Raw genomic sequence first — 19,027 nt, 5'->3', positions numbered from 1 at the left:
ATGTTTTGAGCAGCCTGTGGCTAGCTTCCTAGTTTGCTCTTTGATTTTCATTGAGTATCAAAAGCCCGATGTTTCCATCAGGCTTCTTTTTTATCCATGTACACGTTTCATATAGTCTTGGTAACTTTCGGTATCCATGAGTTTTTTAGCGTTCTTGACGCGATCTGCTGTTGGTGGTTTAACCCCTTCGAGTGAATATGGAATTCCCAATTCACGCCATTTGAATTCTCCCATGGTATGATAAGGTAGAATTTCAAACTTATCAACATTTTTAAGGGTCTTGACGAACTTACCAAGTTCAATCAAGTCATCATCTCTATCTGTCAATCCTGGAACTAGCACGTGGCGAATCCAGACAGGTTTTCCAATATCTGATAGATACTGGGCACAAGCCAAGATATTTTTATTGGTTTGGCTAGTGACAATCTTGTGCTGTTCTTCGTTGATTTCCTTGATATCCAAGAGAACTAAGTCAGTAACAGCCATGAGTTTGTCAAACTTCTCAAGGTAACGTGGTTTATTACGGAAAGGCAGTGCACAGGTATCCAAGGTACAGTGGATTCCGTGTTCTTTGGCCTTGGTAAAGAGGGCAATCAAGAAATCAATCTGCAAGAGGGCTTCTCCTCCACTGACTGTAATCCCACCCTTATTCCCCCAGAAACCGCGGTAACGCAAGGCTTCAGTCAAGACATCATCTACCGTCCGTTCACGTGACTTATTGGACTCCATAGCCCAAGTGTCAGGATTGTGGCAATACTGGCAACGCATGTGACAGCCCTGCAAAAAAACAATAAAGCGAATACCAGGCCCATCTACTGACCCAAAGCTTTCTGTCGAATGCACCATTCCTGTCACTTGTCCATAATCAATTGTTTCTTCAGACATATCGTTACCTTCCTTGAAAACGTTTTATAGTTTTATTATATCATGACTTGAAGGAAAAACAAGATTTTTGCCTATTTTTTAGAAAGCAATCTGTTTTTCAATTTCATTTTCAATTAATTATCATTTTATTCTTCAAAATCAAAGCCATACAAGGTTGCAAAGTAGTCCTCAGGGCGCTCTGCACGGCGGATTTGACGGGCTTTGCCTTCTTCAGTATATAGGATTTCCGCAGAACGAAGTTTGGCATTGTACTGGTAGCCCATTGAAAAACCGTGGGCACCTGTATCATGAATTACCAGCAAATCACCGATTTCTGTATGAGGCAGTTCGCGATTCACTGCAAATTTATCATTGTTTTCACAGAGCGAACCAACCACATCTACCACTTCAGCTGGTCCATCTGGATGGGGCACGTTAGTAATATGATGGTAGGCTCCATACATAGCTGGACGCATGAGGTTGACTGCTGATGCATCCACACCTAGATAGGTACGGTAGGTTTTCTTCTTATGAGTAACTCTTGTGACCAAAGCACCGTGAGGTGCTAACATAAAGCGACCCAATTCGGTAAAAATCTTAACCTGACCAAGACCTGCTGGCGTAAGGACCTCTTCATACACCTTACGAACTCCCTCACCAATCAAGGCGATATCGTTCGGCTCCTGGTCTGGACGATAATTGACACCAATACCGCCAGAAAGATTGATAAAGTCTAGCGAAATACCCAACTTTTCCTTGATTTCAACAGCCAATTCAAAAAGCTGACGCGCCAACTCTGGATAATAGAGATGGGTTACGGTATTGGACGCTAGGAAGGAGTGAATCCCAAAAGTCTTAGCTCCTTTTTCCTTCAAGATGGCAAAAGCTTCAAAGAGCTGATCCTTGGTCATGCCAAACTTGGCTTCTCCAGGATTGTCCATGATGTCTGTCCCCAGTTCAAAAACGCCTCCAGGATTGTAACGACAAGAGATGATTTCTGGAATACCTGCTGCACGCTCTAGATGTTCAATATCTTCAAAGGCATCCAAGTTAATGGTCGCACCCAATTCACACGCATAGGCGTATTCCATGTCTGGCGTGTTGTTTGAAGAGAACATAATCTCAGAACCAGGGAAATTCAGTTTATGGCTCATCAAAAGCTCCACATAACTAGAGCAGTCCACACCACAGCCTTCCTCTTGGAGAATTTTCAAGATAGCTGGTGTTGGAGTAGCCTTAACTGCAAAATATTCCTTAAAGCCCTTATTCCACGAAAAGGCTTGGTTGACAGCTCTTGCCTTCTCACGAATTCCCTTCTCATCATACAAGTGAAAAGGAGTCGGGAACTCAGCAGCAATCTTTTCTAAGTCTTCTTTATTGATAAATGGTGTTTTCATAAGTTTCCTTCTATTCTATTTGCAAAGAAAGGCTGGGACAATCGTTCCAACCTTTAGTTCTATCTCTTATTTATCTTCGTCAAAGATATTGCCAACCTCAACATCGATGGCTTGGTTCTTGACATCAATATTGGTTACCTTCAAGAGTGACTTGTAGTCAAACTGCTTTTCGCGTTCTTCTTGAGCATTATCCGCAAAGACCGCTACACCTGCCAATTCTGAATCAAACTCACGCAAGAGGCTGATCATCCCATTGACAGTTCCGCCACCTTTCAAGAAGTCATCCACAATCAAGACACGGCTGCCTGCCTTGAGACTACGTTTTGAAAGGAACATTTTCTCAATGCGGTCACCACTTGAACCTGAAACATAGTTGACGCTGACAGTTGAACCTTCGGTAATTTTCAGGTCACGGCGCACAATAACAAAAGGAACATTGAGGATATTGGCAACTGCATTTGCAAGAGGAACACCCTTAGTCGCTACGGTCATAACCGCATCAATTTTTTGGTCCATAAAGCTCTTGGCAATAATGCGACCAATATTTTTCAAGATAGCTGGTGTGCTAAGCAAATCAGACAGGTAGATATAGCCGCCTGGCAAGATACGGTCACTTTCTGACAACTTGGCACGCAAGTCCTCAACCATTTCCTTGGCATCATGGCTTGAGATTGATGGTGTGAAAATGACACCACCACCAGCACCAGTTACTGTCTGGATATGACCGATTTCAATTTCCTCAAAGGCGCGTTTGATAATCACGATATCCTCTGAGATGGATGATTTAGCGGATTCATACTTTTCAGCAAAAGTATTGAGACTAGTTAGTTTATAAGGATTATTAATCAAATAGTTGGAAATGACAACCATCCGATCACTTCTTCTTAATTTCATTTCTATTTCCCACTTCATTTAATTTTGATATTTTATCTATTATACCATATTCACATAAAAAAACGAACATTCTTATCCTAAAAATGCTCGTTTTTCTTAAATTATTAATCTAAATCTGGTTTATAGAAGGAACGATTGTCCATAGCGAAGATTTTATTGGTCATCTCTCCCTTATCCACCAAAGCAAGAGCTGTTGACATCATCATCATGCTAGCATCCAGATTGTCAATCATATGGATAATCTCTGCTTCCATAATGCGTGGACGGACTGGACTTCCATACTCAAGTAAGCCATGGTGACTGAGGATGACGTGGCGGAGCAAAACGACTTCTTCCTTGGTATCATCGATGCCAAGTTCCATAACTGTTTTAGTAATTTCGCTATCAATCAAAGCAATATGCCCAAGGAGATTGCCTCGCACTGTGTACTCGGTCTGGTCTGGCCCCGTCAACTCAATGACTTTAGCTAAGTCATGCAGCATAATCCCTGCATAGAGCAGGCTCTTATTGAGCTGAGGATAGACTTCGCTAATAGCATCTGCCAAACGCACCATGGTTGCCGTATGATAGGCCAAACCCGTTTCAAAGGCATGATGGTTGGTCTTGGCTGCTGGATAAGAGTAAAATTCCTTATCATACTTGGTGTAGAGCTTTCGGACAATCCGTTGCCAAACAGGATTTTCAATTTTAAAAATCATTTGCGACATATAGTCACGGATTTCCTTGACATCAACTGGTGACTTGACCTTGAAATCAGCTGGATCATTGGGTTCGCCAGGTTGAGGCAGGCGGAGAGTAATTTGATTGACTTGAGGGGTATTGTTATAAACTTCTCGGCGCCCTTTCATGTGGACAACCTTACCAGCAGTAAAGGCCTCAACGTTATGAGGTTGGGCATCCCAGAGCTTCCCTTCAATCTCGCCACTATCATCTTGGAAAGTAAAGGCTAGATAGTTTTTCCCAGCTCGAGTTTGCCTCAGGTCAGCTGACTTGATTAGGTAAAAGCCTTCAAACAGCTCATCTTTTTTCATGTGACTAATCTTCATATTCTTCCTCATTTTCTTGGAAATGGAGTAAATCAAGCGCAGGCTCACCTTCTGACAACTCAATGTGACGGAGCGTCCGCTCGATAGCTGTAGTGCGACGGTTTAATAATTCATCAATATTGCCAGAGGCATGTTGGAGATGTTTTTGTGCCTTAACCAGAATGCCACCAAACTTGCCAAATTCGGTCTTGACACTGGCAAGAGTCTTACTGATATGGTCGGCACTCTTTTGGATATTGAGAGTTTTGAATCCAACTGATAGGGAATTGAGGAGAGCTGACAGGGTACTTGGACCTGCGACAATAATCTGCTCCTCCCTTCTCAAATCATCAAAGAAGACCGGATTGCGGACGATTTCTGAGTAGAGACCTTCTGTCGGAACAAACAAGATTCCAAAATTGGTCGTCCGAGGCGGTGCTATGTACTTGCTCTTGATATCCTTGGCAAAGCGCTTGACGCTGGCTAGGAGCGACTTACGACAGCGTTCAATATCGTCCTTGTCACCTGCTTCATAGGCTTCTTCTAATCGGTAATAATCTGCCAGTGGAAACTTGGAGTCAATCGGTAAGTAGACATATTCCTGGTCACCCTGTCCAGGCAACTTAATGGCATACTCCACTCGTTCACTGGAGTTTTCAACCGTTGCATATTCTCGTTCATACTGGGCTGGTGTCATGATATCTTCGATAATTTGCCCCAGTTGCAATTCTCCCAGAATCCCTCGCGTCTTGGTTCCAGAGAGAACCTTGTTGAGGGCGCCGACATCGCGGGCAACTATCTGCATTTCTCCAAGACCACGATTGACAGACTCCAATTGTTTGGAAACTGTCTCAAAGGAGGCCTGCAAGCGTGTCTGTAAGGTTTTTTCTAGTTTTTCCTCGACTGTTTGGCGCATTTGTTCCAAGCGTTGCTCATTTGATTCCTGCAAGGCTTGGAGACGTTGGTCAGTCTTGTCTCTGGTTTGGAGGAGATTATCTGTCATTTCTTGACGAACTTGAGTTAAGCCTTGGTGCAATTCCATTCGAACTTCTTGCAAACGGTCGCTGACAGCTACTTCCAAGTCTTTTTGATCCAACTGGCTGGCTTGTCTGGCTTGTTCAAAACGGTAATCCAACTGGTCTGATAGATGATCTGCCTGATCCTCCAAGCTCTTACTTAGATGTTTTTCCTGTTTATCCTGCCTTTGCCAAATCAGAAAGATACCAGCTAGGTTGGCAATTAATAATAGAACTAATAAACTTTCCATCCTACCTCCTGTCCTTACTATGTAGCACGACCACATAGCCATCTGGGCAAGTCACCGACACTTCCCTATCTATATATTCGTTAGAAGCGTACACTTTTTTAAAGAAAAAATTTTCCTCTGTCAACTCATACTTAGCACCGAGAATGGTCAGCTGGCTATCTCGAACTGGCATAAAGGCAAGATAGTCATAGTCCGAGCGAGGTTCTAGCTGACTGGTCCCTTCTGGACAATAGGCAATTAAATTTTGCCCATCCTCAATTTCTATCTGGCGCATATAAGGCGCCAACTTGGGATTGCTAGGCAAAAAGACATTGGCCAGCATATGATCAATACGGCCACCCAAAGCACCGAAAATAGTGACCTTAGCCTGAGGATTTTGCTCAAAGATGGTTAAGAGAGCCAATTCCAGATCTGTATCATCTTTTTCTGGTCGGGCTTGGACAAAATGCTGGGCACGTTTTTGAATCACCTGTCGCTCTTCTTCCGTCACAGAATCAAAATCTCCAACCGCTAGAGCAAGAGGTAGGTTTTCCTCCAAGACCCAGAGCGAGCCTCGATCCACACCAACAAAAGCATCAAAGTCCGTCCGATAATGACCACGGTCTCCGCCTGCAAAAACGGCAACCTTAGTCCAGTTGTTTTCTGAGAGTTTGTACTCGCTCATTGACATCTCCCTTAAAGACATAGGAACCTGCTACAAAAACAGTCGCACCAGCTTCTTTGGCTTGAGCAATAGTTTGGCCATCAATCCCGCCATCCACTTCAATCTCAAAGTTCAAACCTTTTTCATTACGAAGTGCAACCAACTCACGGACCTTATCCATGGTCTCTGGTAGAAAGGCTTGCCCACCAAAGCCTGGGTTAACTGTCATGACTAAAACTTGGTCAACTAGATGAAGGACGTGCTTGATGGCTTCAACTGGTGTGCCAGGATTGATAACGACTGAAGGCTTAACTCCGAGTGAACGAATTTTTTGGAGGGCACCATGAATATGATTCGTTGCTTCCACATGGATGCTGATGATATCCGCACCTGCACGCGCAAAATCCTCTAAATGATGCTCTGGATTAGCTACCATCAAGTGGCAGTCAAAGACCATCTTGCTATGAGGGCGAAGAGCTTCGACCACACCTGCACCAAAACTGATTTGTGGTACAAAGTGACCATCCATGATATCGATATGGGCATATTCTGCCCCAGTTGCTTCTAGGCGTTTGATTTCACGTTCAAAGTTGGCATAATCTGCTGCCAGAATTGACGGAGCAATCTTGTATTGAGACATAGGTTTCTCCTTATTTTGGAATTTTTTTGCTGACTTTTTTATAGGTTTCTCTGCGATTTTCAATCTCACTGAGGAATTGCAGGTAGTTATCGAAACGGAAGGACGCAATGATACCCTCTTCAACAGCTGGCTTAACTGCGCAAGACGGCTCATGGGTGTGGGTACAAGTGCGGAATTTGCAGTCTCGACTGACAGTGGTAATCTCTGGAAAGGCCTGATTGAGGTCTTCAGCCGTTGATACTTCATAATCCAAGGATGAAAAACCTGGTGTGTCTGCGATTTTACCTCCATTGAGATTATAAAAACTAACTGCTCGAGTAGTGTGGCGCCCGCGACCCAGACTGTCTGAAATTTCTCCTGTTTCAAGATTGAGGTCTGGTGCGATTTTATTGAGAAGAGTTGATTTACCAACACCTGTCTGCCCCATAAAGACTGTAACCTTGCCTGTTAACAAAGGAAGGAGTCCCTCTTTACTGGTCACAAAGTCATAGCCGATATCACCATAAGTCTGTTCATAAAATTCCAGTTTCCCTCTATCTTCCAGTAGGTCCATCTTGGAAATATAGACAATGGGATGGATGCCCTTGTGTTCCAAAAGAACCAAGAAGCGATCCAACAAATTGCTGTTAAAATCAGGTTCCTTGACAGACATGATTACCACAGCTTGGTCAATATTGACAATAGGCGGACGGACCAGACTGTTTTTCCGTTCATGAATCTTGAGGATATAGCCTTCTGAATTTTCCTCGGCAGAAAAATCTACCCAGTCTCCAACGTAAGGAGTATGGCCTTTTTTACGGAAATTCCCACGCGCGCGTGTTTGATAGACCTGGCCATCACTCTCTACATAATAGAACCCAGCCAAGGCTTTAATGATTTGTCCCTGCATCTTAGAGTCCTTGCCCTTTAAGTGCATCTGATAGACTGGCAAATTCTGTCAAGCTGAGAGCTTCCCCACGCACACTTGGTGACAAGCCTGCTTGGCCCAAAGCCTTGGTCAGCTTGTCCTTGACCTCTTCAGTCTTGCCAAAGTAACCTGTCAGGTTATTCCATAAAGTCTTGCGGCGATGGGTAAAACTAGCCTTGGAAACCTTAAAGAAGAAGTTCTCGTCTTCCACTGCTACAGCCGGCTCTGGACGGCGCACCATTTTCAAGATGGCTGAGTCCACATTTGGCGCTGGCACAAAGACCGTACGAGGCACGATGAAGGCAACCTTGGCAGTCATGTAGTACTGAACCGCAATCGACAAGCTACCATAAGCCTTGGTATTCGGTTGAGCGGAGATGCGGTCAGCTACCTCTTTTTGCATCATGACCACAAACTCACTAAAAGGAATTCCGCTCTCGATCAAGTGCATGAGAATAGGAGTTGTGATGTAGTAAGGCAGATTAGCCACTACCTTGATTGGCAGGTCAGGATTTTTAAAATTCTGGATATGTTGCGCCAAATCGACCTTGAGAATGTCCTCGTTGACTACGGTCACATTGTCAAAATCACGCAAGGTATCTGCCAAAATAGGCACCAAACGGTGGTCGATCTCAAAGGCCATAACTTCTGCTGCACGCTCAGCCAAAAACTCCGTCAAGGCACCAATCCCTGGCCCGATTTCGATGACATTAACCTGGTCATCAATCTCAGCCGTATCCACAATTTTTTGAAGGATATTAGTATCCGTCAAGAAATTTTGCCCGAAAGACTTTTTAAAGGTAAAACCGTGACGCTCCAGCACTGCCTTGGTCACGCTATAATCTGCAATTCTCATCTATTCTCTTTTCTATTATCTGTTACTACTATTGTAACACATTCCCCTTGTATTTTGGGGGTGAAAATCATACCAAAAAACTATCTTTCCTCGTGAAGAAAGATAGTCTTGAAAATCTTTAAAGGTGGACTTAGCGGTTCTCTCGAAACATCCGTTCGAAAAAATCAGCTTCTTTATAACTTCGATTTTCAGGTAGGGTCAAATCTACATCCTCCTCCACGTCGTCCACTGTCAGTTCAACCGTTTGAGGTAAATTTTTCAAACGATAATGCTTTTGCCTTTGCCCTTCAATACTAGCAAAATCAAGCAAATAGCCATTCACTCGGATTTGAACCAAAAGGAGATGATTGGTCATATTTTCCATGATGAGAATATCTTCTAAACCACCTCTGGCACTAGGATAATCAGATACCCTGCGAATACGGATTTTTTCACACATGAGCAAGCTCCCTCATATCAATGATTTCATCGGCCTTATTCCAGACTAGGGGATTATGGGTCGCAATGATGATCATTCGATTTTCATCTTTCAAGCCCACCAAGAGATTCATAACCTCCTCTGAATTTTCAGGATCAAGAGCTGCTGTTGGTTCATCTGCCAAAATCAAGGGTGGATTTTTCAAAATAGTCTTCGCAAGGGCAACTCGTTGAGCCTCTCCCCCAGATAAGGTATAAATTTTTTGTTCTAGATCCAAATACCCTAGATTAACTTTTTCTAAAGCCTCCACTTGCCTTTCCAAACGTTCTACTTTTGAGATTTTCTGACCAACAAAGCCCAAATCCAAATTCTCTTTGATTGATTGGTTTTCTAAGAGACCAAAATTTTGAAAGAGATAGCCCATCTGGTCTCGAAAATACTCACGAGTGGGAATGGTTTTTAAATCTTTCCCCTGATAGAGAACCCTTCCTCCATCTATCTTTTCTAGTTTACCTAAGATATTCAGCAGAGTCGTCTTTCCGCTTCCACTCTTACCGATTAAGGCATAAACCTTGCCCTTCTCCAGCTTGAGGTTTAAACCAGAGAAAATCGCGCGGTCATTAAACTTCTTTTCCAATCCTTGAATATCAATCATCTTATTTTCCTTTCAATACTGCCATGCTACCAGCTTCTTCTTTTTTATCCTGTCTAACTAAAATCAACAGAGCGTTAAGCGTAAACAAAGCTACAACTAGAGCGCTAATCAAGCTATCTCCTGTCAAAACACTAGATAGGATTAGCCCAAGTAAGAGAACTCCTCCTTGCGCCAGTAAGTACTTGCCATGAAGCTCATAGATTGTCATACCAGAAAGACGTTTAATCATGATCTCCCGTCTAAACTGCTCAAAATAGAGAAGATTCATGGAATCAAATAACAAGATAGCCGTAGATAGAGTCAAAATAGTCCCAATAAGGAGAGAGTAGAACTCCATCCGTTTGTCATTTAGTACCTTGGCAAAAAATAGCTGGCTTTTTACCAAATAAGAGACCTTGTGATACAGACCTTGCTCTTTTAGAGCTGTGATGCTGTCTTGATATTGATCTAATTTCAAGGCACTATTAGCCGTAGTTCCCCATAACATCCCTGCAACAGGTCTTGTTCCAGTCGCTTGCGGCGTTAAAACTACAATAATCGGATCTTTTAGGTACTGGCGTGTCGTCTTGTACCCATCGTTATAGAGGAAGCGTTCCTGTCCTGTTTCTGTAAAAGCTAGCGTTACCTGTGGGAGGTAGTGTTTCTGACTCGTCACTTCTACACTTTCAGATGAAAAGTTTTGCAGGTAATCTGTAAATAATCCTTGATAGTAGGCAGACTGCTCTCGCAAGCTCTCAGGCAAGATCAGCCCAAACTCTCCCTCAGACAAGTTTTGCATCTTATCCATAAACTCTGAAGAAACGGTAATCTTTTCTTCTATCAGATAGCGCGGTGAGACATAGATGACATTCCCTGACGGTGTGTAGTCATTGAGACGATTGCCATCTAGGTCCACTTCTGCTCCATCTGAGAAATTGTCAACATTGCTCATAATATAAAAAGAGTCTGTATTGGCTAACCGTTCTTCAGTAAATGTCTGCCACTCACGATTATCCTTACGCATTCCTTCTTCATCGGCAAATGCACTAGACCAACCAAAGGATAGACGGTAACGGTCTGAGGACTGGCTCCATTTATCGCTAGCTCTCTCCATTTCCTGCATTTCACGGTAGTGGGGTAGGAGAGCAGTCGCACTCGAGCCGACCACCAGCACGGCCAAGAGTTGCCCCACCATCATCAATGTCATCATACGTTTGAGAGGGAGTTTCCCTTTCAATAGATCCACCAGACTATTTTCTTGTAAACCAAGTAGATACACGATACTTAATAAGGTAGAAATCCCTACCAAGGCCAATCCATAAAGCAAAAGACCAATGATGACCAGTTGTACCGTTGCCATAAACAAGGCACCTTGATACCAGAGAATCCCCAATCCCAAAAGACTGGATACCAGCACTGAGCAGATAAGCTGTCTCACATCTTCTAACACTGGTCTGAGAGCCACCCCAAACAAGCTCTCACCAGCTATTAAGCGAATCCCTGCTTGACGAAGGGACTTGATCCGATAAATCAGGGTCAGACTCATAAAGGTCAGCAGAAAAATAGCTAGACTCAGTAGCCCCATAGGGGTGGCCGCCAATAATAAGACTATCGAAAATGGATCTTCTCCATTCGAAACAAAGCCTTGATAACCAAGTTCTTTCAAGGTGGTCTGTAAACTCACTCCATCCAAACTTCCTGACACAATCAAGTAAGACCCTAATAAATCACTCGTTTCTGAACTCTCCTTGGAGGAAATGGTCAGACCTTCTGGAAGCTCTCCCTCACCATAAGTGGCATAGATAAAGCGTGTTTCTCCAGCTTCATTTGGCTCAACAATCCGACGGGCGATGAGACTATTATGCTCTACCGCCAAGTGACTCAAAGCCTCTGTCACCTCTTCGCGACTAGCTACTGGTTGATTTATCACCATTCCTGTCACATCAACAGAAGGATAGTTACCAAATAAAATCTCTTCTCGATGGTCAACGGAAGTTATCACCATATAAAGCGATACCAATACCATTGAAATCAAAATAAATAAACGTTTCATCATTTCCTCCAAAAAGTTACTTGGTCACTTAGTGAGAAGGTGACCAAGTAAAGCTAAACAATAGGGCTATACCATTCTAAACATTATAGTAGAATGCAACTTTCTCTCCCCAAGAAGTACGAATCCATGCACGAGAAGTCCCTCCAGCACCAGCATATCCCTTATCAGATGAACCAGTTTTTCTACTAACAACTGTTGAGCTATGATATTCTGAAGAGTGATAGTAGTTTGAGTAAGCACCTCCGTCACCTGAACCATACGTCCAGACACCACCATCTGGATACTTAACCGCGGCCGATACTACTGCTACACTTCCACCTAATGTTGCTGCAATGCTCGCTACAAGGGCTAATTTTTTAACTGTTTGTTTCATATTGATACTCCTCTATTTTTTATTTTATCATAAATATTTATTATATATTGTCCATTTTCTATTCAAGTAAAACTAAGTCCTGGATCATAGACCTTTTCAAAGCAACACCTCATGGTATCCTCTCCTTATTTTTCTAATTTAGTCTATCAAGTTGTATTTATTATATGTTATGAATAAATTTTTTGAGACTAAGTAGACATAACTAAATTTTATTTAAACCACCAAGTAACTAAATAAAATAAACTAAAAAAGTTCATACTGTAATCTCCTTTCACATTTTTATTAATTATAAATTATTCTTAAATAAACTCAAAGGACATCAATGTCCTTAAAATAGAACCATTTCGTGTCATTTTTAGCTTATATATAAAAAACAGTCCTAAAGACGAACTTTAGAACTATTTCAATACTAGAACAAGGACATTTTTGTCACTGATTCACTATGTTTATAAATATTTTTTTAAATCTTCTTGCCATTGTTTCTCCAACATAGTAACTAAATAAGAATTTTCTATTATATCAGCAAATAGCTTCGATTTCTGATAGAACTGTTCGGCAGAAACATAATCATTGTTTATTATTAGAGATAATTTCCACTCCAACATTAATATAATTGGTTTCTTCTGAAAATCTTGTGTTTTTTCCATTATATGATTAAGGCTAAAGATATAAGCTCCGAGTGAATCATAAGACGACAAATTATCCAAACAGGCTAGACCCGAAAACAAAGTGTTACTTAAAGCAAACAGATATTCTGGTGCAATTAATTCTACATGATTTGTCAAACGAACTAAAAACGAATGAATTCTGTTAATTTCTTCAATCTGATTTTGACCTTGTTTTATCTTTGTAAGCACTATAGCAAAATATAAGTTGATAACTTCTAATTCATTTATCAAAAACAATTCCTTATCATAAATTGTTTTAAAATAATCGTCCAGTACGGTTTCCCCATATTCTGGTCGTCCGCTTCGAATAACATCTATCGTTGCTCTAGTAGCTTCAAACCATATTTTTTCCTCATTAGGAAGTTGCTCATAAAATAAATCCTCTATCTCTTCCAAACACGCTTCCTTCTTATCATACTCCTCTTCTTTACCATAGATTGGTTCACGTAAAATTTGGTATTTCAATTCTAAATAAGCAGGAGGAAGAGCTGAAAAATCCGGCATAAGGCTATAAGCTGGAACTCCTAGCCGGCGAGCAATATAGTCTAACTTGGGCAAACTTGGTTGCGAAGCTCCACTTTCAATTCGCGACAGTTGACGAACTGTCAGTTCTTGCTCATCTCCACAAAAATCTGGACGACTAATTCCTTTTTCTATCCGAATCTCTTTAATTTTTTGACCAATTAACATTAGACGCCTCCTCTTCTACCTGCTTCGAAAAATACTGTGAAACTTAAAAAATTGTAACGGCTACATCTTTCCTACTCATAAGATTTCATAGCTTCTTCCACTTCCGCCAAGGTGACCCCAAACAACTCTAGGCGTTTGAGGAGTTGCTTGCCGTTGGAATAGCCGATTCGGAGAGCCTCTCCTAGATATTCTCTGCGCTTACGGCTGTCTGACCCTGCTAGAAAACCAAGGCGAATCAAGTCGCTACGACTGATGTCAAACTGACTCTCATGTTCAAATTGTTCTGTCACCTGAGCTAGAGCCGTTTTCAAATCTTCATAGCTGGCATGCTCAATTCCCAGAGAACGCCCCTTGGTTTTGGACTTGGGAACAGCTTCATCTCGTTTGAGGAAGGCATGCTGAACCGTTGGAATGGCCGTCATGATCATGCGCCGAATCCGCTCCCCATTAAAATCTGGGTCTGTAAAGACAATGACTCCATGACGTTGGTGCAAGCGCTGAATCCGCTCTATATCCTGATCATTGATGGCAGAACCTCGGGTCTCATAGGTCTCTACATCGAAGTAACGTTTGAGATTGGCCGTATCATCGCGCCCTTCGACCACGATAACTTGAGAAATTTTTTCTTTCATTATTTGCTATCCAATCCAAAAATTCGCTCCGCATTTGCAGTTGTTACCGCCGCTAGCTCTTCTGCCGTCATGCCACGCAAGTCAGCGATAAAGTCCACTACATAGCGAGTGTAGGCTGTTTTATTTTCACGACCACGTTTAGGAACAGGAGCCAAGTAGGGAGCATCCGTTTCCACCAAAATCTTGTCCAAAGGTAACTCTTTAGCTGCTTCTTGGATGTCAGTTGCCTTCTTGAAAGTCACCACTCCTGAGAAGGAAATGGTCATACCAAGCTCGACAAACTTCTCTGCCCACTCAAGCGTCCCTGAAAATGAATGCATGATACCACCTCGAGGACCAACGCCCTCGCTCTTGATAATCTCATAGGTATCTTCCAACGCATCACGGGTATGAACTACAAAAGGCAAATCCAAGTCCTTAGATAACTGAATCTGACGGCGAAAAACCTGCTCCTGCACCTCTTTTGGCGCTGTCATCCAATGGTAATCCAAACCAATCTCACCCAAGGCAACTACCTTTGGATGCTTGAGCTTATCAAGCAAGTAGGCTTCAATCTCCTCCGTGTAAGTCCCCGCTTCTGTCGGATGCCAACCAATAGTCGCGTAGAGTTGGTCGTACTCATCCACCAACTCCAAAGCACGCTCAATCGTCGGTTTATCAAAACCAACAATATTCATCTGTGTCACACCCATCTCAGCAGCCAAGGTAATTTCTTCTGCCTCACGACCTGCAAATTCTTCTACATTCAAGTGTGTATGTGTATCAAAAATCATCTCTTCTAACCTCGTTTTCTATCTACTATTATAGCAAAAAAACTGACCTCTCTCCTCATCTGTACAAAATATTCTAAAATCCATCGTCCTCTCTTGACGCTATTTTCCCAAAGCAGTATAATAGCACTTATTGAAATTTTCAGAAAAGGAAAATACCATGTTTACAAAATTAAAACAGACTTTTATCGGTCGTCCTCTTAAATCCTTAACAGAAGGCGAGGGAGGTCTGCTGGGAAAAATGCAGGCCTTGGCCATGTTGTCAAGCGACGCTCTATCTTCCATTGCCTATGGGCCTGAGCAAGTAGTCCTCGTCTTGGCTAGTCTCTCTCCTCTTGCGATATGGTGGAGCCTCCCTATCGGTATTTTTGTCCTCTTACTCCTCGCTAGTTTGACCATTTCCTATCGTCAAATCATCCACGCCTATCCTCAAGGTGGTGGGGCTTATATGGTTACTCGGGAAAATCTCTCCCCTGAACTAGGCTTGATTGCAGGGGGCAGCCTCCTTGTTGACTATATGCTGACAGTAGCCGTATCCGTTGCGTCTGGAGCTGATGCTATTACAGCAGCCATCCCTGCCCTCCATCCCTACAATCTTCATATCTCTATTTTCCTAGTCTGCCTGCTCATGCTCTTGAATTTAAGAGGATTGAAAGAATCTGCCAGCTCTCTGATGATTCCTGTCTATCTCTTTATCATCAGTACTGTCTTTCTCTTGCTCTACGGAATCTTTCAACTAATGACAGGGTCTCTCAGCTATCAGGCAACTTCACCTATTGGGCATGCTGTACCGAGTCTGTCTATCATTCTCATTCTAAGAGCCTTTACCAGTGGTTCTGCCTCTCTGACAGGGGTTGAAGCTATTTCAAATGCCGTTCCCTTTTTCAAGACTCCAAAAGAAAAGAATGCCGCTCAGACCTTGACCATCATGTCATTGATTTTAGGTTTTCTTTTTGCAGGCATTACCTTCCTAAACTACTGGATGGGGATTATGCCTCAACACGGAGAAACTATCCTCTCACAGATGGCTCAAGGCATCCTTGGTAATTCCTTCTTAGGTCACCTTGGCTATTATATCTTCCAATTCTCCACAGCCTTGATTTTAGCCGTAGCTGCAAATACTGGCTTTTCAGCCTTCCCTATGCTGGCTTACAATATGGCTAAAAACAAATACATGCCCCATCTCTTTATGGAAAAAGGAGACCGCCTAGGCTACTCTAATGGAATTTTAACTCTGGCTTTTGGGGCTATGATTCTTCTTCTCATTTTTAATGGCAATACCGAACGTTTGATTCCCCTTTATACTATCGGGGTCTTCGTTCCCTTTGCCCTTTCTCAGACTGGGATGATTCGCCATTGGAAAAAAGAAAAAGGGGCAAATTTCTTAAAACCTGCCCTTGCCAATATCCTTGGAGCTATCATTTGCTACGCGATTGTACTAATCCTGCTCTTTTTCCGTCTCAGTGATATCTGGCCTTTCTTCCCGATTATTCTCGTACTCACCCTACTCTTCTTGGCAATTCACAGTCATTACCAAAAAGTAGCCCAACAACTGCGACTCTATGAAGGAATCCAAAAACGCACCTACGATGGCAATCTGGTTCTGGTCCTAGTAGGAAATGTCACCCGAGTCAGTGTCGGAGCCATTAACTACGCTCAAAGTATCGGTGACGAAGTCCTAGCCATGCATATTTCTACCAAGGAAACAGCAGAAAAAGACCAAGAAATTCTCCAAGAATTTGCTGATTACTTCCCAAATATCACTCTGAAAAATATCAAGACCATCTACCGCGACATCATCACCCCTACTGTCAAGTATGTCAAACGAATCTCTGAAGATGCCCAGAAAAAGAACTATACAGTCACTGTCCTGGTACCCCAGTTTATCCCTAATAAACCTTGGCAAAATATTCTACACAATCAAATGAGCCTCAAACTCAAATACGCCCTTCGTTGGCACCAAGACGTCGTTGTCGCTAGCTACTCATATCACTTAAAAGAATAAAGAAAAGGCCCTACCAGAACCAATAAGCGTCTGGTAAGGCCTTTTTCTGAATCCAGCCACTATGCTTATACTCAATGAAAATCAAAGAGCAAACTAGGAAGCTAGCCGCAGGCTGCTCAAAGCACTGCTTTGAGGTCGTAGATGAAACTGACGAAGTCAGTAACATACCTACGGCAAGGTGAAGCTGACGTGGTTTGAAGAGATTTTCGAAGAGTATTAACTGAAAAGCGTGACTAGGAATATCATTGAATGTGGTTAGCCAAATCTTCCTGAGCTTTTTTATTTGACTCAGCTTTTTCTTTTAGCCATTTTTCATAGAGTTCTTGGTACTGTTTAGCAGTTACTGGCTCTTTTTGCAATTCAACATATTTGTAGTTGTCAGCATCTCCTTTGTGTCCAACAAATGAGAATGGGCCTGTAAACGGTACAGTCTTACGGAAGATTGGGTTAGCTCCGCCACTTTGAACCGGTAGGAAGAGGGCACTATCTGTCAACCAAGCTTGGGCTTCAGCATATTTTTCATAGCGAGCTTGAGTATCTGTGATTTCTGCGTCTGCCTGATCCAAGAGTTTCTTATAGTCAGCAAGACCAATCTTGTCCTTAACTTCCTTATCTTTCCCTTCAGACAAGCCCATGTTTTTCAACTGAGAACCTGTCTCTGGATCAAGGATAGCTAGGTAAGTCTTAGGATCTGAGTAGTCTCCACCCCATCCTGAGATGTCGATATCGTAGTCTTTTTGTTCTGCTGTATCTGCAAAGAATGTAGCTTGGTCCTTCTCATCTGGAGAAAGTTGGATAACATCGATGACCACATTCTCCTTACCAAGGGTTTCTTCCACTGTTTGTTTGAAAGAGCCAGCCTGTTGCACATCTAACTTAGCAGTCTGGTCAACTGGCATATCCAAATGAATTGGGAAGGTTACTCCCTGTGCTTGCAGACTTTCTTTGGCCTTGGCAAGCTTCTCTTTGGCCTTGTCTGGGTTCAAGAAGGCTTGCTTACCATCGTTTAGGTTAATATTTGCCCAATCTTTACCGTAGTTGACAATTTTTTCATTGACAATATCACCAAAGTTCTTTTCGCCAACTTGGACAAAGTTACTTGGTGTAACTGTGTTACGCAAGATACGGTCTGCTCCATCTTCACCATTTGTCTGTGCTGCATAAGCATGACGGTCAAAGGCAAAGTTAATGGCCTGACGAAAATCTTTATTCTGCATAGCTGCGCGTGAATCTGTCTTTTCCTTATCAGACTGTTTCATAGTTTGCTTGTAGCTTTGACGATTAACGTTGAAAAGATAATAGAAAGTAACTGAGTTTTGCGGTGTGTAGGTAATCTTGTCCTCATTTCCCTTCTTGAGTTCAGCAAAGACTGAACTTGTTGGGAAAATACGGCCATCTGTATAATTACCATCCAAGAAACCTCTAGCAATGCTGTCTTGGTCAGAACCGTCAAAGAAAGATAGTTTCACTTTCTCAATTTTGACCTTGTCCTTATCCCAGTAATTAGGGTTTTTATCAAACTCAATCAAAGATTTTGATGAGAAAGATTTAAACAAGTACGGACCATTTGACAAGATGCTTGATGGTGTCACACTTCCAAAGTCATCTCCCTTAGACTTCAAGAAGGCTTCATTTACAGGATTAAGGATACTTGCTGTTGTTTTAGAGTTCCAATAAGTCTCAGGTTGGTTGAGAGTGTATTGTAGCGTGTAATCGTCCACTGCCTTAACACCAACAGTTCCAAAATCAGATGATTTTCCTTCAACATAGTCTGCTAGACCCTTGATAGAGTCTTGTACCAAGTACAAGTTTTCAGCCTTTTTATCAGCCGCATACTTGAGACCAGTAACAAAGTCATGAGCTGTTACGTCCGCATACTCTTCTCCTTCTGAAGTGTACCATTTAGCTCCCTGACGGATCTTATAAGTGTAAGTCAAACCATCTTTTGACACTGTCCATGACTCAGCCATAGATGGGATGAGATTGCCATACTGGTCATTTTCTAACAAACCATCAATCAAGTTGGTTGTAATACTAGATGTAGAGTCTCGTGTAGAGGTAATGTAATCCAAGGTATCAGGGTTGCTGACAAAGATATAAGAATATGTCTTGTCTGCATTGCTTGATTGGGATGACCCGCATGCCGCTAGAGCTAGACCTGCTGTCAAAGCCATAGCTCCAAAAAGCATAACTTTTGATTTCTTCATGATTATTCTCCATTTTTTACAGTATGTGAAATATTATACACTATTTGAGCAAAAATATAAAGTATTTTGTACTTTTTTACAAAA

The 19,027-nt window shown here is 42.3% G+C and carries 18 protein-coding genes; 1 reads left to right on the top strand and 17 read right to left on the bottom strand.

Going from position 1 to position 19,027, the window contains the following annotated elements:
- Window positions 1-90 precede the first annotated feature (90 nt).
- The 16 genes from pflA to ADJ60_RS04495 form a co-directional block, all read right to left on the bottom strand.
- Window positions 91-885, bottom strand: coding sequence for a pyruvate formate-lyase-activating protein (gene pflA, locus ADJ60_RS04570; protein ID WP_001288286.1), 795 nt, complete (start codon window positions 883-885; stop codon window positions 91-93).
- A 125-nt stretch (window positions 886-1,010) separates the two neighbouring features.
- Window positions 1,011-2,261 (bottom strand): diaminopimelate decarboxylase, encoded by a 1,251-nt coding sequence (locus tag ADJ60_RS04565; RefSeq protein ID WP_049543716.1) that lies wholly within the window; start codon window positions 2,259-2,261, stop codon window positions 1,011-1,013.
- 66 nt (window positions 2,262-2,327) lie between these two features.
- Complete coding sequence (purR, locus tag ADJ60_RS04560; RefSeq protein WP_049543714.1) at window positions 2,328-3,155, bottom strand: pur operon repressor; 828 nt, start codon at window positions 3,153-3,155, stop codon at window positions 2,328-2,330.
- 104 nt (window positions 3,156-3,259) lie between these two features.
- Window positions 3,260-4,201, bottom strand: coding sequence for a 3'-5' exoribonuclease YhaM family protein (locus tag ADJ60_RS04555; RefSeq protein WP_000703198.1), 942 nt, complete (start codon window positions 4,199-4,201; stop codon window positions 3,260-3,262).
- Window positions 4,191-5,447, bottom strand: coding sequence for a DNA recombination protein RmuC (gene rmuC, locus ADJ60_RS04550; protein WP_049543711.1), 1,257 nt, complete (start codon window positions 5,445-5,447; stop codon window positions 4,191-4,193). Before rmuC ends, ADJ60_RS04555 begins: the two co-directional genes overlap by 11 nt.
- A gap of 1 nt (window position 5,448) precedes the next feature.
- Window positions 5,449-6,111, bottom strand: coding sequence for a thiamine diphosphokinase (locus ADJ60_RS04545; RefSeq protein WP_049543710.1), 663 nt, complete (start codon window positions 6,109-6,111; stop codon window positions 5,449-5,451).
- On the bottom strand, window positions 6,074-6,730 hold the full coding sequence (gene rpe, locus ADJ60_RS04540; RefSeq protein ID WP_049543709.1) for a ribulose-phosphate 3-epimerase: 657 nt from the start codon (window positions 6,728-6,730) through the stop codon (window positions 6,074-6,076). Before rpe ends, ADJ60_RS04545 begins: the two co-directional genes overlap by 38 nt.
- A 10-nt stretch (window positions 6,731-6,740) precedes the next feature.
- Window positions 6,741-7,619 carry a ribosome small subunit-dependent GTPase A gene (gene rsgA / locus ADJ60_RS04535; RefSeq protein WP_049543707.1) on the bottom strand — a complete coding sequence of 293 codons (879 nt, stop codon included), beginning with the start codon at window positions 7,617-7,619 and terminating at the stop codon, window positions 6,741-6,743.
- A 1-nt stretch (window position 7,620) separates the two neighbouring features.
- Window positions 7,621-8,493, bottom strand: coding sequence for a 16S rRNA (adenine(1518)-N(6)/adenine(1519)-N(6))-dimethyltransferase RsmA (rsmA, locus tag ADJ60_RS04530; protein WP_049543705.1), 873 nt, complete (start codon window positions 8,491-8,493; stop codon window positions 7,621-7,623).
- Between the two features lie 130 nt (window positions 8,494-8,623).
- The gene (locus ADJ60_RS04525) at window positions 8,624-8,932 is read right to left on the bottom strand and encodes a hypothetical protein (protein WP_000333261.1); all 309 of its coding nucleotides are present in this window, start codon (window positions 8,930-8,932) and stop codon (window positions 8,624-8,626) included.
- The gene (locus tag ADJ60_RS04520) at window positions 8,925-9,566 is read right to left on the bottom strand and encodes an ABC transporter ATP-binding protein (protein ID WP_000565529.1); all 642 of its coding nucleotides are present in this window, start codon (window positions 9,564-9,566) and stop codon (window positions 8,925-8,927) included. Before ADJ60_RS04520 ends, ADJ60_RS04525 begins: the two co-directional genes overlap by 8 nt.
- 1 nt (window position 9,567) lies before the next feature.
- Window positions 9,568-11,598 carry a bacteriocin-associated integral membrane family protein gene (locus tag ADJ60_RS04515; protein ID WP_000825283.1) on the bottom strand — a complete coding sequence of 677 codons (2,031 nt, stop codon included), beginning with the start codon at window positions 11,596-11,598 and terminating at the stop codon, window positions 9,568-9,570.
- A 76-nt stretch (window positions 11,599-11,674) separates the two neighbouring features.
- Window positions 11,675-11,971 (bottom strand): lactococcin 972 family bacteriocin, encoded by a 297-nt coding sequence (locus ADJ60_RS04510; protein WP_000815396.1) that lies wholly within the window; start codon window positions 11,969-11,971, stop codon window positions 11,675-11,677.
- Window positions 11,972-12,417: 446 nt separating this feature from the next.
- Window positions 12,418-13,329, bottom strand: a complete 912-nt coding sequence (locus ADJ60_RS04505) for a helix-turn-helix domain-containing protein (RefSeq protein WP_000904842.1) — start codon at window positions 13,327-13,329, stop codon at window positions 12,418-12,420.
- 71 nt (window positions 13,330-13,400) lie between these two features.
- Window positions 13,401-13,961 carry a ribonuclease M5 gene (gene rnmV / locus ADJ60_RS04500; protein WP_049543702.1) on the bottom strand — a complete coding sequence of 187 codons (561 nt, stop codon included), beginning with the start codon at window positions 13,959-13,961 and terminating at the stop codon, window positions 13,401-13,403.
- A complete protein-coding gene (locus ADJ60_RS04495; RefSeq protein WP_049543701.1) occupies window positions 13,961-14,734 on the bottom strand; it encodes a TatD family hydrolase in 774 nt (257 codons plus the stop codon). The genes rnmV and ADJ60_RS04495 overlap by 1 nt, the downstream gene beginning before the upstream one ends.
- A gap of 157 nt (window positions 14,735-14,891) precedes the next feature.
- On the opposite strand from ADJ60_RS04495, the gene ADJ60_RS04490 reads away from it, so the two are divergent.
- Window positions 14,892-16,736: an APC family permease gene (locus tag ADJ60_RS04490; RefSeq protein WP_049543697.1), complete on the top strand. Its 1,845-nt coding sequence runs from the start codon at window positions 14,892-14,894 to the stop codon at window positions 16,734-16,736.
- Window positions 16,737-16,978: 242 nt separating this feature from the next.
- On the opposite strand, the gene ADJ60_RS04480 is transcribed toward ADJ60_RS04490, so the two are convergent.
- Entirely contained in the window at window positions 16,979-18,943 is a 1,965-nt protein-coding gene (locus ADJ60_RS04480) for a peptide ABC transporter substrate-binding protein (RefSeq protein ID WP_049543692.1), read from the bottom strand.
- Window positions 18,944-19,027: the final 84 nt, after the last annotated feature.

This window comes from Streptococcus pseudopneumoniae (assembly GCF_001076775.1).
GTDB lineage: Bacteria > Bacillota > Bacilli > Lactobacillales > Streptococcaceae > Streptococcus > Streptococcus pseudopneumoniae_G.
Note: the sequence above shows the minus strand (reverse complement) of the source record. Positions and strands in the feature narration are given on the sequence as shown.

Coding starts and splice junctions, on each gene's coding strand:
- ADJ60_RS04510 (WP_000815396.1), bottom strand. CDS start 11,971: ATGAAACAAACAGTTAAAAAATTAGCCCTTGTAGCGAGCATTGCAGCA.
- rnmV (WP_049543702.1), bottom strand. CDS start 13,961: ATGAAAGAAAAAATTTCTCAAGTTATCGTGGTCGAAGGGCGCGATGAT.
- purR (WP_049543714.1), bottom strand. CDS start 3,155: ATGAAATTAAGAAGAAGTGATCGGATGGTTGTCATTTCCAACTATTTG.
- rsmA (WP_049543705.1), bottom strand. CDS start 8,493: ATGAGAATTGCAGATTATAGCGTGACCAAGGCAGTGCTGGAGCGTCAC.
- ADJ60_RS04490 (WP_049543697.1), top strand. CDS start 14,892: ATGTTTACAAAATTAAAACAGACTTTTATCGGTCGTCCTCTTAAATCC.
- ADJ60_RS04545 (WP_049543710.1), bottom strand. CDS start 6,111: ATGAGCGAGTACAAACTCTCAGAAAACAACTGGACTAAGGTTGCCGTT.
- rsgA (WP_049543707.1), bottom strand. CDS start 7,619: ATGCAGGGACAAATCATTAAAGCCTTGGCTGGGTTCTATTATGTAGAG.
- rmuC (WP_049543711.1), bottom strand. CDS start 5,447: ATGGAAAGTTTATTAGTTCTATTATTAATTGCCAACCTAGCTGGTATC.
- ADJ60_RS04555 (WP_000703198.1), bottom strand. CDS start 4,201: ATGAAGATTAGTCACATGAAAAAAGATGAGCTGTTTGAAGGCTTTTAC.
- ADJ60_RS04565 (WP_049543716.1), bottom strand. CDS start 2,261: ATGAAAACACCATTTATCAATAAAGAAGACTTAGAAAAGATTGCTGCT.
- ADJ60_RS04525 (WP_000333261.1), bottom strand. CDS start 8,932: ATGTGTGAAAAAATCCGTATTCGCAGGGTATCTGATTATCCTAGTGCC.
- ADJ60_RS04505 (WP_000904842.1), bottom strand. CDS start 13,329: ATGTTAATTGGTCAAAAAATTAAAGAGATTCGGATAGAAAAAGGAATT.
- ADJ60_RS04515 (WP_000825283.1), bottom strand. CDS start 11,598: ATGAAACGTTTATTTATTTTGATTTCAATGGTATTGGTATCGCTTTAT.
- ADJ60_RS04520 (WP_000565529.1), bottom strand. CDS start 9,566: ATGATTGATATTCAAGGATTGGAAAAGAAGTTTAATGACCGCGCGATT.
- ADJ60_RS04480 (WP_049543692.1), bottom strand. CDS start 18,943: ATGAAGAAATCAAAAGTTATGCTTTTTGGAGCTATGGCTTTGACAGCA.
- pflA (WP_001288286.1), bottom strand. CDS start 885: ATGTCTGAAGAAACAATTGATTATGGACAAGTGACAGGAATGGTGCAT.
- rpe (WP_049543709.1), bottom strand. CDS start 6,730: ATGTCTCAATACAAGATTGCTCCGTCAATTCTGGCAGCAGATTATGCC.
- ADJ60_RS04495 (WP_049543701.1), bottom strand. CDS start 14,734: ATGATTTTTGATACACATACACACTTGAATGTAGAAGAATTTGCAGGT.